The sequence below is a fragment of the Streptomyces sp. NPDC008317 genome (genome assembly GCF_042955955.1).
Lineage (GTDB): Bacteria > Actinomycetota > Actinomycetes > Streptomycetales > Streptomycetaceae > Actinacidiphila.
Window position 1 is genome coordinate 345138 of record NZ_JBIBFQ010000001.1, and the last position, 14461, is coordinate 359598.

Consider the following 14461-nt stretch of genomic DNA (forward strand, 5'->3'; position numbering starts at 1 on the left):
TCGCGGGGTCGTAGAGCGCGGCGCCCTTGAGCAGCGTGGCCAGGAAGGCCCCCTCGCCGGCGTTGAGCTGGGAGACGTCCTTGCCGTAGTACGCCTTGGCGGCGCTGCACGCCGTACGTACCGCGCCCGAACCAGGCGGTGTTGAGGTAGCCGTCGAGGATCTGCCTCTTGCTCATCTTCTGGTCCAGCTTCACCGAGATGAACATCTCGGTGATCTTGCGGGAGAGCGTCTGGTTCTGGTTGAGGTAGACGTTCTTCACGTACTGCTGGGTGATGGTGGAGCCGCCCTGGGTGTCGCCGCCGGTCACCATGGTGGCGACGGCCCGGCCGATGCCCTTCGGCGAGACGCCGTGGTCGGAGTAGAAGGAGGCGTTCTCGGCGGCCAGCACCGCCCACTGCACGCTCGTGGGTATCCGGTCCAGCGGCATCGCCTGCCGGTCCACCGGGCCCACCCGCGCCATCTCGGTGCCGTCGGCCCAGTAGTAGACGTTGTCCTGCTGCGTGGCGAATTCATTGAGGTCGGTGGGTATCCGGGTCCGCGCGTACGCCACTCCCACCACGGCGGTCAGCGTCACCAGCACCCACAGCGCCAGCAGCGACGCCTGGCGAAGCGACGGCACCCACCGCCGTATCCCGCGCCGCCCCGGCCGTGGATAGCGCGGCCGCAACACACGGGCCACGCGTTTCGCACGGGTCACGCGTACCGCGCGTACCGCGCCTCGGCCCAACCGCCTTAACTTCAGCCACTTTTTCCCCAACACCCCCGGAAGCTAAGGCCGGTTGTGGACCGCCCGAGGGCGGGACCGCCACAGTTCTGTAACAGCGGCGGGGCCCGGGGGCCACCGGATCAGGAGGGCAGGCGGCGCGCGCGGGGGTGGAGGCGGGCGGCGAGCACGGCGACGTCGTCCTCGGCGCGGGTGGCGTCCAGTCGGGTGAGGACTTCGTCCAGGACGGCCTGGATCGCGGCGCCCGGCGGGAGCCGCAGATCGGCGAGGCGGGCCAGGGAGACGTCGATGTCCTCCTTGCGCCGCTCGACCAGGCCGTCGGTGAACATCACCAGCGTCTGGTCGGGGGTGATGTCACGGGTGGTCAGCTCGTAGCCGCCGACGCCCGTGCCCAGCGGCGGCCCCACGGGCAGGTGCAGCAGGCTGCCCGCGCCGTCCGCCGAGAACAGCACCGGCGGCAGGTGTCCCGCGCTGACCAGTGCCACGCTGCCCCGCGCCGGGTCGACCCGGACCAGCAGACATGTCGCGGGGCGGCGGGTGCCGTCCTCGGCCACGGCCGCGTCGAGCTGGCGCAGCACGCGGTGCGGCGGCAGATCCGCCGAGGCCACGTACCGCAGCATCGAGCGGTACGCGTTCATGTCCACGGCCGCGTCCAGGCCGTGGCCCATCACGTCACCGATCACCAGCAGCGTCCGGCCGAAGCTGAGCCGTACCGTCTCGAACCAGTCGCCGCCCACCAGGCTCCCGCCGCCCGCCGGGAGATAGCGGGTCGCGATGTCCAGGTTCGGGTGCGGGCGCCGGGGCTCGGCCAGCAGCGCCCGCTGGAGATTCAGCGCCGTGCTGTGCGCCGCCGTGTGCTGCCGCGCGTGGCTCAGGTGCACGGCCGCCAGGCGCGCCGCGTAGTGCACGGCCGCCGTCTCCTCCGCCGTGAACCCCCGCCGGCCCGCCCGTACCGCCAACAGCGCGCCGTACAGCCGTCCGTGCGCCAGCAGCGGCATCGACACCGCCGTACGCGGCAGACTCCCGTCCGCGTCCGCCGTCGCCGTGATCGGATGCCCCTCGTCCAGCGCCCGCACCGACAGGGACCGCGCGCTCAGCGGCGTCCTCGGCTCCAGCAGCTCCGACCTGCCCGCCGCCGCCGTCCGCGTCAGCGCCGGCTCCTCCGGCCGCCGGTCCGCCGGTACGTCCTCGGGCAGCAGGTCCACGGCCGCCGCGTCGCTCACCCGGCGGCACAGGAAGCCGACCAGCTCCGCGCAGGTCGTCTGCTCGTCCAGGGTGCTTCCGATGGCCTCGACCGCCTCCTCCGCCACCCCGAACCGGCCCCCGTCCGTGCCCTCCGCCTCCCCCTCGACCGGTCCGCTCACCACTCCACGCCGCCTCTCCCACCGTTCGCCCTGGCGGGCACCCCCTGATCCTTCCAGGGCCCCCGCCGCTGCCCCCGTTCCCACGTGCCCGTCCCCCGGTCTTTTCCGGGCCGGGCCCCCTGTGCGTCGGCTCCAGGCGGGTGGGTGAGCCCGGCGGTCCTCAAAGCGCCCGCCCGCGCACGGTGAACGGACCGGGCCCGGGGCCCTACAGGGGCGAGCCGTCCCGGGCGGGGGCGGGGCCGTCGAGGAATTCGGCGAGCCGGAAGAGGGCGGGAAGGGCCGCGCGCACCGCCCGAAGGTCAGCATCGGGCAAAGCTTCAAGCGCGGCGTCCATCCGCCGCTCGTGCGCCAGCGTCCACGCGGCGAGCCGCTCCCGCCCGGCAGCGGTGAGCGTGACGACCGAGGCGCGCCGGTCGGCGGGATCGGTCTGCCGGGCGACGAGCCCGGCGGCGATCATGGGCCCGATGAGCCCGCTGACGGTGCTGGCGGCGAGCCGTCGCCGGACGGCCAGATCACCGATGCGGGCGGGCGAGTGCTCGCCCAGGACCTGCAACAATTCCACCTGGGCCATGGGCAGCGCCTCCCACGGGTCGTCGCCGCCGACGGACACCCGAAGGGCACGGCGGAGCCGGGTGACGGCCTCGGTGAGCAGCCGGGCGTCGGCGGACTTGCTGAGCGGTCGCGGCGGGGAAACCGCGGGGTGGTGCGGGGACATGCCCTTGAGCGTAGGCCCTGGCATGTCACGGACCACCTGTCCACGGCCTCTCAGGAGCGGGACGGGACCCCGTCGCGGCGGGCGGTGACTCGTCACTTCGGCGCCACCCGGACGACGGAAACTTCGGTGTCCGATGTAATCTCGTCCGAGTCCGCCGGCCACGGCCGGACCGTACGGCGAGAGTGAAAACCTTCATGCTGCTGGCGTATCCCCCGAGTCCCGCACAAGGTGCCCGGCACCCGGGACGGGTCCTGCCCGCAGCCGCGCCGGAGGGCGGCCGATGACGTCCCCGACGCGCAACGCGCCGCGTACGGACGGCGCGCGGACGGACGGACCCCGTACGGACGGACCCCGTGGCGACGAGCCCCGCACCGACATCCTCCGCAAGGACGCGGCCCCGGAGCCCGAGGCCGCACCCGAGTCCGGGTCCGCGCCCTCCGAGGCCCCCAGGAGCAGATTCCGCCGCCTCGGCCCGCTCCTGCCCGCCCGGCTGCGCCGCCTCGGCCGCCCGCACCTGCTGGTCGAACTGGTCTTCAGCGTGGTGCTGTACAAGACGTACTCGCTGACCCGCCGCGCCGCGCCCGAGCACCACGAGGCCGCGCTGCACCGCGCCACGGACATCCTCAACGCCGAGCGCAAGCTGCACGTGAACATCGAGCTGACGATCAACCACGCGATCGACAAGATTGACTGGCTGATCGTCGGCATGAACTACTACTACGCCACGCTGCACTTCATCGTGACCCTCGGCGTCCTGATCTGGCTCTACGCCCGCCACCCCGCCAGCTACCGCAGCGCGCGCACCGCGCTGTACGCGGCGACCTTCGTGGCCCTGATCGGCTTCACCTTCTTCGCGCTGGCGCCGCCGCGCCTGATGGAGGGCCAGGGCTTCATCGACACGGTGGTCACGCACCATACGTGGGGCTCGTGGGACAACGACGACGTGTCGTCGCTGTCGAACCAGTACGCGGCGATGCCGTCCGTCCACATCGTGTGGTCGGCCTGGAGCGGTCTGACGGTCGCGGCGCTGGCCCGCAGAACGTGGGTCAGGGTCCTGGGCTTCCTGTACCCCTTCTTCACCTTCACCGTCATCCTCGCCACCGGCAACCACTTCCTCGCCGACGCCGTGGCGGGCGCCCTCACCCTGGCCCTGGGCTTCCTCATCCAGCGCCTGCTGCTCGGCCGCCCCGCCTACCTCTACCCGGCCCCCGACCCGCTCCCGCCGGGCCCCCTGGGTCCGGTGGGCGCCCGCACGGGCACCAGGCAGTAGTCCTCCGCGCGCCGCCGACGAACGCGCGCGCACCGCGGGCCGCGAGGACGAACGCGGCCAGGACGCACGAGGGCCCGAGCCGTGTCGAACGGCTCGGGCCCTCGTCGTGCGTGTGGTGCCAGTCGTGCCGGTCGCGCCGGTCGTGCTGGTCGCGCGCCCCTGAGGGGTTACGCGGCGCCGCGCATCGGGGACGAGCGGCGGCGGGACTGCGACGTCGGACGGCCGCGGCGGGCGCGGGAGGACGGCGCGCCGGAGCGCTGCGGGCGGTCGGCGACCGGGTTGGTGATGGTGACCGGGATGCCGGACGGCGCCTGGGCGCCGGTGATCCGGGTCAGCTCGGCCTCGCCCGACCGCACCTGGGCCACCTGCGGCGCGATCCCCGCGTTGGCCATCAGACGGGTCATCTCACGGCGCTGGCTGGGCACCACGAGCGTGACGACCCGGCCGGACTCGCCCGCCCGCGCGGTACGCCCGCCGCGGTGCAGATAGTCCTTGTGGTCGCTCGGCGGGTCGACGTTCACGACGAGGTCGAGGTTGTCGACGTGGATGCCGCGGGCCGCCACGTTCGTGGCGACCAGCACCGTCACATGCCCGGTCTTGAACTGCGCGAGGGTACGGGTGCGCTGCGGCTGCGACTTGCCGCCGTGCAGCGCCGCCGCCCGTACACCGCTCTTGAGCAGGTGCTGGGTGAGCTTGTCGACGGCGTGCTTGGTGTCGAGGAACATCAGCACCCGGCCGTCGCGCGCCGCGATCTCGGTGACGGTCGCGTACTTGTCGGCGTCGTGGACGTGCAGCACGTGGTGCTCCATCGCGGTGACCGTGCCCGCCGACGGGTCGACGGAGTGGACCACCGGGTCGGAGAGGTAGCGCCGCACGAGCTGGTCGATGTTGCGGTCGAGCGTGGCGGAGAACAGCATCCGCTGGCCGCCGGGCCGCACCTGGTCGAGCAGCTCGGTGACCTGCGGCATGAAGCCCATGTCGGCCATCTGGTCGGCCTCGTCCAGCACGGTGATCGCGACCCGGTCCAGCCGGCACTCGCCGCGGTCGATGAGGTCCTTGAGCCGTCCGGGCGTCGCCACGACGATCTCCGCGCCGCCGCGCAGCGCGCTGGCCTGGCGGCCGATGGACATGCCGCCCACGACGGTGGCCAGCCGCAGCCGCAGCGTGCGGGCGTACGGGGTGAGGGCGTCGGTGACCTGCTGGGCGAGTTCCCTGGTCGGGACCAGGACCAGCGCGAGCGGCTGCCGGGACTCGGCGCGCTGCCCCGCGGTACGGGCCAGCATCGCCAGGCCGAAGGCGAGCGTCTTGCCGGAGCCGGTACGCCCGCGGCCCAACACGTCACGTCCCGCGAGGGAGTTGGGCAGCGTGGCGGCCTGGATCGGGAACGGTACGGTGACGCCCTGTACGGTCAGCGCGTTCAACACGGCGTCGGGCAGGTCGAGTTCGGCGAAGGACTCGACGGCGGGCAGCGGCGGGGTGACCGTCACCGGCAGGGCGAACTCGCCCTGCGGCGCGGAAGGCCGCCGTCCGTAGCCGCCGGAGCGGGAGCCGCCGCCGCTACGGGACTGGCCGCCGGAGCGGCCGGAGCCCGAGCCGGAGCCGCCCGTACGGGAGGAACCACCCGTTCGGGTGCGGCTGAAACGGTCGTTCGTGCGAGATGTGCGGTTCAAAGGAACCCTTCCTCGATGCGACACGTATCGAGGATTTCCCGGCGGCCGTGAGGCGGCGGGGACAATCGCAAGAACGAGCCGGATAAAAAGCGAAACGAAGCCGGTCGGGACATTTCCTCCCGTGGCTTCGACATTTCCGCGCCATGAAAAAGCCGTGGAAAACGGCGGAACGCGGTGGAAATCCGTACAACGCAACAAGCCGGGACCCGCACCCCAAGGCGCGGGCCCCAGCTATATCGCTGAACGTGTCAGACGTATTCAGACGCGTCAGGCGGGAACGATGTTCTCGGCCTGCGGGCCCTTCTGGCCCTGGGTGACGTCGAAGGTCACCTTCTGGCCTTCCTGGAGCTCACGGAAGCCCTGGGCGGCGATGTTCGAGTAGTGGGCGAAGACGTCGGCGCCGCCGCCGTCCTGCTCGATGAAGCCGAAGCCCTTTTCAGCGTTGAACCACTTCACGGTACCGGAAGCCATATTAATCTCCTTCAGGGGCAGTACATCGAAGCCCGCGGATTACGGACCCCGTGTCGCCGCAATGATTGCCCCGTTCAGGAAAGAACAGCGGAAATACAAAAGTGCACCTATCGGCACGTATGCCGATGAAGGAGCACTTGTAAGTCTTTGGGAACCACAACTGCAACTGAAAACAACGGTACCACGGAACCAGATTTTCGCCGGGTAAAACGCGTCACACCCCGCCCCGGCGCGCCCCACGGGTGTCGTCCAGGTGCCGACGGGGGTGTCGTCGAGGTGTCGTCGGGGTGTCGTCGGCCCCTCGCCCGGGCGCGGGGGCGGCCGGGCGCGCGCGCATCACGATCGCGCTCGTATCCCGGCCCCAGGGGCCGTTACGGCTGTCGCGGGCACAGGTTCATCGGCCATACTTCGCGCCGTGGAGCAGAAAACAGGTCCGAACACCCCGCCGATACCGCCCGCCGGAGTCGACCCGGCGTACATACCCGGCCTGACGCCCCCCGCGCGGTCCGCCGCCGAGGCGCCCGCGCCCGTGGTGGACGACGACGCCCCGGAGGACGCGCCCCCGGCCGCGCCCGAGGCCGAGCCGGAACCGGCGCCCGAGGCCGTGCCCCAAGCCGCCGTCGAGGCCGTGGCCGAGGACACGGGCGCGGCGGACGACGAGGACGCGACGGAGGAGGACACCGGCCCGGTGTTCTCGGTCTCCGACCGCCGCGGCTCGATCACCGCCGACCGCACCGGCATCACCTTCAAACTGGACGGCGAGACCGCCGACTTCGGCTGGGACGAGATCGGCGCCGTCGAGATCGACACCCCGCGCTTCGGCCGCCGCTTCTCCGTCACCGTCTACACCTCGACCCGCCGCTGGTTCGACACCGACGTCGAGGCGCCCTCCAAGCCGCTGCTCAAGACCTGGGCGGCCGAGCTGGACGCGGTGCTGGACACGTACTTCGAGGACGACAAGCCGGACGCGGCCGACGCCACGGACGACGTGGAAGAGGTCGAGGAGGCCGAAGTGGCCGAAGAGGCCGACACGACCGACGCCACGGAGAAGGCCGACGGGACGAAGGCCAAGGCCACCGAGGACGCCGAGGCGTAGCCGTACCGTCGTGGACGGCGCCGGTTCCCACCCTCCGGCGCCGGTTCTCACCCTCCGGCGCGGGGCACCGCATACCGCCGACGTACCCGGCGCCGTACGCCACCGCGGGCGACGCGTTGAGCGAGGTGCCGACGGAGACGCGCCACCGGCAGGGCCCTGGTCGCGGCGGGTGTCGACCGTCGCCAGGCGCAGCCGTCCGGCGTCGTCCGTGAGGCCGTGGCCAGTGAAGTAGAGCAGGACGAGGGCTTCCGCGTCGTGCCCCGGCGCGGTCGACTGCCGCAGCCCCGCGCCCTCGTGCTCGTGCTCGTACGGAGCGACCAGCGGAGCAAGTCGCCGCCCCACGCCTCGTCGCCTCCCCCGGGTACCGCTCTTCGTGCCTGCGCGCCAGCGCGCCTCCGCGTCCGCGCGGCGCCGAAGTCCCCCCGATTCTCCCCCTGTTCGCATCCCCGCCCGGGGCCGCTTCCCGGCAATCGCTCCGGCGCGGAGGCGGGGACGCCTGCAACAGGTGTTGCAGGTGATTGCAAGAAGTCAACCAACGGGCGTAGTTCGACAGCAGGGTTACGAAATCATTTCGCATGAGCCTTGTGGAACCGGACGCGCGCGCCCTAATGTCACCTCACCCTCTCGGCAGGTCTCGACAGAAACGAGCTTTCGATGTCACGGAGCAGCACAGGCGCTGTGGTGGAGTGGTCGGGCAGACCGCGGCGAAGAGCCGCGGTCGTGGTCGCGACGGCGACCGCGGTAGCCGTCGGGTTCAGCATCATGGCCGGTGGTACGACCGCCCTGGCGGGTACGGGATCGGGCGGAACGGGCGGCGGTACGGCCCCGGTGGTGACGCGGGCCGCGCTCGACCCCTCGCTCGTCGCCGGCCGCGGCGCGAACGTCGGCTTCGCGGAGCAGGAGGCGGAGAACGCCGCGACGAACGGCACGGTCATCGGCCCCGGCCGGGACGCGTACACGCTGCCCGCCGAGGCGTCGGGCCGCAAGGCGGTGTCGCTGAAGCCGGGCCAGTACGTCGAGTTCACCCTTCCGAGTGCCGCCAACGCGATCAACGTGCGGTACAGCATCCCGGACGCGCCGACCGGCGGCGGCATCACCTCGCCGCTCGACGTGACGGTGAACGGCAAGGACCGCAAGGCCCTGACGCTCACCTCGCAGTACGCGTGGCTCTACAACCTGTACCCGTTCTCGAACGACCCGGGCGCCGACGTCCTGCACCCCGACTACTGGGTGACCGAGTGCGCCTGCGTGCCCCAGGACACCACGCCCGCACCGGTGTTCGCCAAGCCGTTCCGCCCCAACCACTTCTACGACGAGCAGCGGCTGTCGCTGGGGAAGACGTACCGCGCGGGCGACAAGGTGCGGCTCCAGGTCCCGGCGGGCGCCACCGCCGCGACCACCACGATCGACCTGCTGGACTCGCAGCTCGTCGCGCCGCCGAAGATCGACCTGATCGCGGCCAACGTCCTCGCCTTCGGCGCCGATCCGACCGGCCGCCGCGACTCGGCGAACGCCATCGACAAGGCCATCGCCTTCGCGAAGCTCACGCACCTGAAGGTGTACATCCCGCCGGGCACCTACCAGGTGAACCGGCACATCGTCGTCGACAACGTGACGATCGAGGGCGCGGGTAGCTGGTACACGATCATCAAGGGCCGCCAGGTCGACCTCGCCACCCCGGCGCCCGACGGAAGCGTCCACACCGGTGTCGGCTTCTACGGCAAGGACGCGTCGAAGGGCGGGAGTTCGAACGTCCACCTGTCCGGCTTCGCGATCCAGGGCGACGTCCGGGAGCGCATCGACACCGACCAGGTCAACGGCATCGGCGGCTCGCTGAGCAACTCGACCATCGACGGCCTGTACATCCAGCACACCAAGGTCGGCATGTGGTTCGACGGGCCGATGAGCAACCTGAGGATCACCAACAACGTGATCGTCGACCAGATCGCCGACGGCATCAACTTCCACACCGGCGTGACGAATTCGACGGTCTCCAACAACTTCCTGCGCAACACCGGTGACGACGCGCTCGCGCTGTGGTCGGAGAAGACCGAGGACGCGCGCAACACCATCGACCACAACACCGTGCAGACGCCGGTGCTCGCCAACGGCATCGCGCTCTACGGCGGCACGGACAACACCGTCTCCAACAACCTGATCGCCGACCCGATCCGCGAGGGCAGCGCCATCCAGGTCGGCTCCCGCTTCGGCTCCGAGGCGTTCACCGGCCACCTGTGGATCACGGACAACACCACGGTCAGGGCGGGCACGTACGAACTGAACTGGAACATCGGGCTCGGCGCGATCTGGTTCTACGCGCTGGAGAAGAACATCGACGCGGACATCCGGGTGACCGGGGACAACTTCCTCGACAACACGTACAACGCGATCATGCTCGTCGCCGACTGGCCGGTGAAGGACCTGTACTCGGTCACCAACGTCCACTTCAAGGACATCAAGGTCGACGGCACCGGTACCTCGGTGGTCAGCGGCCGGGTGGCGGGCTCCGCGTCCTTCGAGAACGTGGTCGCGCGCAATGTCGGCGCCGTCGGCGTCAACAACTGCGGTTCGTTCAACTTCACGCCCGCGGGCTCGGAGTTCTCCCTGACCGACCTCGGCGGCAACACCGGCGGCGGTACGACCGGGCCGTGGTTCGCGTCGTGGGAGCTGCCGAACACGATCACCTGCGACGACCGCCCGCCGGTCGTGGCACCGCCGGCTCCGTCGGCGTGGTGACGGCTGCCCTTCGAGGAGCGCGCCGTGAGGAGCGCGCCGTGAGAAGCGCTCCGTGAGCGACACCCCGTGACAAGCGCCTCGCGCGAAGTCCATACGGAGATCCGTACAGGTTTCGCGCGGGGCCGCTAAGAAAGCGTTAAGACTCGCGGGCCGCGGTGGCCGGTGCGCCGGGACAGACCCCGGCAAAGCCCCCACCGTCCCGATGAAATGCCTGGTCGGCCGCCCGGAACACCCCGGGCGGCCGATCATGTGTCAGCGGGGCAGGGGTGCGTACGCTGGCCGGGCCGTCATCCGCGATGGCCCGACCGATCCGCCGCACCCCAGGAGCCCTCCGGATGACCACGACCGTCCCGCCCGAGCGGTCCTCGACGCCCCCGCGCAGCCGCTTCAGGGCCTGGCTGCTCGAAGGTCTCTCCGACATGGGCAAGCACCAGTCGGGCGGCGGCGGGGCGGCGGAGCGGGAAGCCGCGCCCGCCCACAAGGGCCAGCGCTGGTGGCGGGTGATGTGCCTGACCGGCGTGGACTACTTCTCCACCCTCGGCTACCAGCCCGGCATCGCGGCGCTCGCGGCCGGGCTGCTGTCGCCGATCGCGACGGTCGTGCTGGTCCTGGTCACGCTGGCGGGCGCGCTGCCCGTCTACCGGCGGGTCGCCGAGGAGAGCCCGCACGGCGCGGGCTCCATCGCGATGCTGGAGCGGCTGCTGTCGTTCTGGAAGGGCAAGCTCTTCGTCCTGACGCTGCTGGGCTTCGCCGCCACCGACTTCCTGATCACCATCACCCTTTCGGCCGCCGACGCCTCCACCCACCTGGTGGAGAATCCGCACTTCGCCACGGCGCTGCACAGCCACCAGATGGTGATCACGCTGGTCCTGGTCGCGCTGCTGGGCGCGGTGTTCCTCAAGGGCTTCCTGGAGGCCATCGGGATCGCCGTCGTCCTGGTCGGGCTCTATCTGGCGCTCAACGTGGTGGTCGTCATCGCCGGCTTCTGGCACGTCGCGACCGCCGGGCACGTCGTCACCGACTGGTCGCACGCGCTGACCGCCGAGCGCGGCAACGTCTTCGTCATGATCGGCGTGTCCCTGCTGATCTTCCCCAAGCTCGCGCTCGGCATGTCCGGCTTCGAGACCGGCGTCGCCGTCATGCCGAACGTCGCGGGCGACCCCGGTGACACCGAGGAGCGGCCGGTCGGCCGGATTCGCGACACGAAGAAGCTGCTCACGACGGCCGCGCTGATCATGAGCGTCTTCCTGATCTGCACCAGCTTCATCACGACCGTGCTGATCCCGAAGAAGGAGTTCGAGACCGGCGGCAAGGCCAACGGCCGCGCGCTGGCGTATCTCGCCCACGAGTACCTGGGGTCGGTCTTCGGCACGGTCTACGACTTCTCCACCATCGCCATCCTCTGGTTCGCGGGCGCCTCCGCGATGGCGGGCCTGCTCAACCTGATGCCGCGCTACCTTCCGCGGTACGGCATGGCCCCGCACTGGGCGCGCGCGGTGCGGCCGATGGTGCTGGTCTTCACGCTCGTCGCCTTCCTCGTCACCTGGATCTTCGACGCCAGCGTCGACAAGCAGGGCGGCGCGTACGCGACCGGCGTCCTCGTCCTGATGAGCTCGGCCGCGCTGGCCGTCACGATCGCCGCCCGCAAGGCCGGGCAGCGGCGCTGGACGGTCGTCTTCGCCGTGATCTCGGTGGTCTTCCTCTACACGACGGTCGTCAACGTCGTGGAGCGGCCCGACGGCGTCAAGATCGGCGCCTGCTTCATCGCCGGGATCATCCTCGTCTCGCTGCTGTCCCGGCTCGCCCGCGCCTTCGAACTGCGCGTCACCAGCGTGGAGTTGGACGACATGGCCACGCGGTTCGTCCGCGACATCGCCAGCCGCCGCATTCGCTTCATCGCCAACGAGCCGGGGCTGCGCGACGCGGCCGAGTACCGCGACAAGGTGCACCAGATCCGCGCCGACAACGACATCCCGCCCGAGGACGACCTCGTCTTCGTCGAGGTCACCGTCCTCGACGCCTCCGAGTTCGAGTCCGCCCTGCGCGTCACCGGGCATGTCCTGCACGGCCGTTACCGGGTGCTGTCCCTGGAGAGCTCGTCCGTCCCCAACGCGCTGGCCGCCCTCCTCCTCCACGTCCGCGACACCACCGGCACCAAGCCGCACATCTACTTCGAGTGGACCGAGGGCAGCCCCTTCACCAACTTCCTCCGCTTCTTCCTCTTCGGCCACGGCGAGGTCGCCCCGGTCACCCGCGAGGTCCTGCGCGAAGCCGAGCCCGACCGCTCCCGCCGCCCCCGCGTCCACGTGGGTTAGTCCGCGCGGGCAGACCGCGCGGGTTTGTCAGCGCGCCTCAGACCGCGTGCGTCAGCCCGCGTGCCTCAGACCGCGTGATCGGCGGCCTCGCGGTCGTTGGTCGCGGCCCAACTGGCCAGCAGATCAAGGGCGTCACGCGCGGGCGTGCCGGGTTCCGCGCTGTAGGCCATGATGGTCAGCCCGGTGTCGGCGGGCAGCTCCAAGGCGTCGTAGGCGAGGGTGAGTTCGCCGACGACGGGGTGGTTGAGGCGTTTGACTCCGCCGCGGTGCAGGTGGACGTCGTGGGTGGCCCAGCGGGTGCGGAACAGGTCGCTCCGGGTGGCGAGTTCTCCGACCAGGTCGCTCAGGGCCCTGTCGTGGGGGTCGCGCCCGGCTTCGGCGCGCAGGATCGCGACGGTGCCCGCCGCCATCCGCTCCCAGTCGCGGTAGAAGTCGGTGGCCGCGGGGTCCAGGAACATGAAGCGGGCCACGTTGGGCGGTCGCCCCGGGGTCGCGAGGACCGGGCCGAGGAGCGCCCTGCCGAGTCGGTTCGTGGCCAGGATGTCCAGGCGGCGGTCGCGTACGTAGGCCGGGGTCGTCGTGGACATGGAGTCCAGGATGCGCTGGATGCTGGGGCGCACATGAGGCTTCGGGGCGCGGGCGGGTGTCCGCGCTCCGGAACCGGCGGCGCGGGCCAGGTCGAACAGGTGGGCGCGTTCGGCCTCGTCGAGGCGGAGGGCGCGCGCGAGGGCTTCCAGGACGCCGTCGGAGACGCCGCGGGCGTTGCCGCGCTCCAGCTTGATGTAGTAGTCGGCGCTGACGCCCGCCAGCAGCGCGACCTCCTCGCGGCGCAGCCCGGTCACCCGGCGGAATCCGCCGCCGACCGGCAGGCCGGCTTGTTCCGGGGTGATCCCGGCGCGGCGAGAGGTGAGGAAGTCGCGGAATTCGGTGCGGGCGTCCATGCGTCCAACCGTACGGCCGTTTTCGCCTGCCTGACAGGCTCCGTCAGTACCTGTAACAGCAGGAATCCCCTGGTGAGAGGCCATGGGCAGCGGTTCGTGCCACGGTGGGAAGGGAAGGCGATCCGCCGTCCCGGAGCAGGCGAGCGGCTCCGCGTCACCGAGGAGGAACAGGCCATGGAGTACACGCGACTGGGAACGTCAGGGCTCAGGGTCAGCCGGATCGCCCTGGGCTGTATGAGCTTCGGCGACCCCGCCACCAGACTGACCTGGTCCCTCGACGACGACGCGGCCGAGCCGGTCTTCCGCCGGGCCGTCGAGCTCGGCATCACCTTCTGGGACACCGCGAACATCTACGGCCTGGGCACCTCGGAGGAGATCGTCGGGCGGGCGCTGCGCAAGTACACCCGGCGTGACGACATCGTCCTGGCCACCAAGCTGTGGGCGCCGATGCACCAGGGCCCGGGCGGTTCCGGTCTGTCCCGCAGGGCCGTCATGGAGCAGATCGACGCCTCGCTGCGGCGCCTGGACACCGACTACGTCGACCTGTACCAGATCCACCGGTTCGACCCCCGGACGCCGGTCGAGGAGACGATGGAGGCGCTGCACGACGTGGTCAAGGCGGGCAAGGTCCGCTACATCGGCGCCTCGTCGATGTGGGCCTGGCAGTTCGCCACAATGCAGCACACCGCGCAGTTCCACGGCTGGACCCGGTTCGTGTCCATGCAGGACCAGTACAGCCTGCTCCACCGCGAGGAGGAGCGCGAGATGTTCGGCCTGCTCGCCCACCAGGGCGTGGGAAGCATCCCCTGGAGCCCCCTGTCCGGCGGGCTGGTCACCCGGCCCTGGGGCGAGCGCTCCACGCCGCGCGCGGCCGTCAACCGGACCGTCGACCCGCAGGACCGCCCGATCTTCCTCGACGCCGACCGGGCCATCGTCGACGCCGTCCAGGAGATCGCCCGGAACCGAGGCGTCCCCATGGCCCAGGTCGCGATGGCCTGGGTGCTGAAGAACCCGGTCGTCTCCGCCCCCATCGTCGGCGCGACCAAGCCCCACCACCTCGCCGACGCCGCCGCCGCGCTCGACCTCACGCTCGCCCGGGAGGAGGTCGACTCCCTCGAGGCCCCCTACACCCCTCGCGAGCCGACCTTCTTCTGACCC

11 protein-coding genes and 1 pseudogene are annotated in these 14461 nt (G+C 71.2%); 6 read left to right on the forward strand and 6 right to left on the reverse strand.

Features of this window, described 5'->3' with window-relative positions; genetic code table 11:
- Position 1 precedes the first annotated feature (1 nt).
- Positions 2–461: pseudogene (locus ACFY9V_RS01305) on the reverse strand (transglycosylase domain-containing protein); the annotation flags it as partial.
- A gap of 61 nt (positions 462–522) precedes the next feature.
- On the opposite strand from ACFY9V_RS01305, the gene ACFY9V_RS01310 reads away from it, so the two are divergent.
- Complete coding sequence (locus tag ACFY9V_RS01310) at positions 523–657, forward strand: hypothetical protein (protein WP_391159595.1); 135 nt, start codon at positions 523–525, stop codon at positions 655–657.
- Positions 658–847: 190 nt separating this feature from the next.
- Here ACFY9V_RS01310 and ACFY9V_RS01315 read toward each other — a convergent pair whose 3' ends face one another.
- Together ACFY9V_RS01315 and ACFY9V_RS01320 are read right to left on the reverse strand one after the other, a co-directional pair.
- A complete protein-coding gene (locus tag ACFY9V_RS01315) occupies positions 848–2089 on the reverse strand; it encodes a SpoIIE family protein phosphatase (RefSeq protein WP_391158581.1) in 1242 nt (413 codons plus the stop codon).
- Positions 2090–2294: 205 nt separating this feature from the next.
- Positions 2295–2804 (reverse strand): MarR family winged helix-turn-helix transcriptional regulator, encoded by a 510-nt coding sequence (locus tag ACFY9V_RS01320; protein WP_355339742.1) that lies wholly within the window; start codon positions 2802–2804, stop codon positions 2295–2297.
- A gap of 280 nt (positions 2805–3084) precedes the next feature.
- Between ACFY9V_RS01320 and ACFY9V_RS01325 the strand changes: the two genes are divergently transcribed.
- Positions 3085–4074, forward strand: coding sequence for a phosphatase PAP2 family protein (locus tag ACFY9V_RS01325; protein WP_391158583.1), 990 nt, complete (start codon positions 3085–3087; stop codon positions 4072–4074).
- Between the two features lie 167 nt (positions 4075–4241).
- Here the strand turns inward: ACFY9V_RS01325 and ACFY9V_RS01330 are convergent, their stop codons facing one another.
- Together ACFY9V_RS01330 and ACFY9V_RS01335 are read right to left on the reverse strand one after the other, a co-directional pair.
- Positions 4242–5744: a DEAD/DEAH box helicase gene (locus ACFY9V_RS01330; RefSeq protein ID WP_391158585.1), complete on the reverse strand. Its 1503-nt coding sequence runs from the start codon at positions 5742–5744 to the stop codon at positions 4242–4244.
- A gap of 267 nt (positions 5745–6011) precedes the next feature.
- Positions 6012–6215, reverse strand: coding sequence for a cold-shock protein (locus ACFY9V_RS01335; RefSeq protein ID WP_161307368.1), 204 nt, complete (start codon positions 6213–6215; stop codon positions 6012–6014).
- Between the two features lie 415 nt (positions 6216–6630).
- Here ACFY9V_RS01335 and ACFY9V_RS01340 point away from each other — a divergent pair, with 415 nt between their 5' ends.
- The 3 genes from ACFY9V_RS01340 (at position 6631) to ACFY9V_RS01350 (ending at position 12362) form a co-directional block, all read left to right on the forward strand.
- On the forward strand, positions 6631–7311 hold the full coding sequence (locus ACFY9V_RS01340) for a hypothetical protein (protein WP_391158588.1): 681 nt from the start codon (positions 6631–6633) through the stop codon (positions 7309–7311).
- A gap of 654 nt (positions 7312–7965) precedes the next feature.
- The gene (locus tag ACFY9V_RS01345) at positions 7966–10047 is read left to right on the forward strand and encodes a glycosyl hydrolase family 28-related protein (RefSeq protein ID WP_391158589.1); all 2082 of its coding nucleotides are present in this window, start codon (positions 7966–7968) and stop codon (positions 10045–10047) included.
- Between the two features lie 335 nt (positions 10048–10382).
- A complete protein-coding gene (locus ACFY9V_RS01350) occupies positions 10383–12362 on the forward strand; it encodes an amino acid transporter (RefSeq protein WP_355339728.1) in 1980 nt (659 codons plus the stop codon).
- A 65-nt stretch (positions 12363–12427) separates the two neighbouring features.
- On the opposite strand, the gene ACFY9V_RS01355 is transcribed toward ACFY9V_RS01350, so the two are convergent.
- Positions 12428–13303, reverse strand: a complete 876-nt coding sequence (locus ACFY9V_RS01355) for a helix-turn-helix domain-containing protein (RefSeq protein WP_391041822.1) — start codon at positions 13301–13303, stop codon at positions 12428–12430.
- A gap of 174 nt (positions 13304–13477) precedes the next feature.
- Here ACFY9V_RS01355 and ACFY9V_RS01360 point away from each other — a divergent pair, with 174 nt between their 5' ends.
- Positions 13478–14458 (forward strand): aldo/keto reductase, encoded by a 981-nt coding sequence (locus ACFY9V_RS01360; RefSeq protein ID WP_391158592.1) that lies wholly within the window; start codon positions 13478–13480, stop codon positions 14456–14458.
- Positions 14459–14461 lie beyond the last annotated feature (3 nt).

Coding starts and splice junctions, on each gene's coding strand:
- ACFY9V_RS01320 (WP_355339742.1), bottom strand. CDS start 2,804: ATGTCCCCGCACCACCCCGCGGTTTCCCCGCCGCGACCGCTCAGCAAG.
- ACFY9V_RS01325 (WP_391158583.1), top strand. CDS start 3,085: ATGACGTCCCCGACGCGCAACGCGCCGCGTACGGACGGCGCGCGGACG.
- ACFY9V_RS01335 (WP_161307368.1), bottom strand. CDS start 6,215: ATGGCTTCCGGTACCGTGAAGTGGTTCAACGCTGAAAAGGGCTTCGGC.
- ACFY9V_RS01345 (WP_391158589.1), top strand. CDS start 7,966: ATGTCACGGAGCAGCACAGGCGCTGTGGTGGAGTGGTCGGGCAGACCG.
- ACFY9V_RS01350 (WP_355339728.1), top strand. CDS start 10,383: ATGACCACGACCGTCCCGCCCGAGCGGTCCTCGACGCCCCCGCGCAGC.
- ACFY9V_RS01355 (WP_391041822.1), bottom strand. CDS start 13,303: ATGGACGCCCGCACCGAATTCCGCGACTTCCTCACCTCTCGCCGCGCC.
- ACFY9V_RS01360 (WP_391158592.1), top strand. CDS start 13,478: ATGGAGTACACGCGACTGGGAACGTCAGGGCTCAGGGTCAGCCGGATC.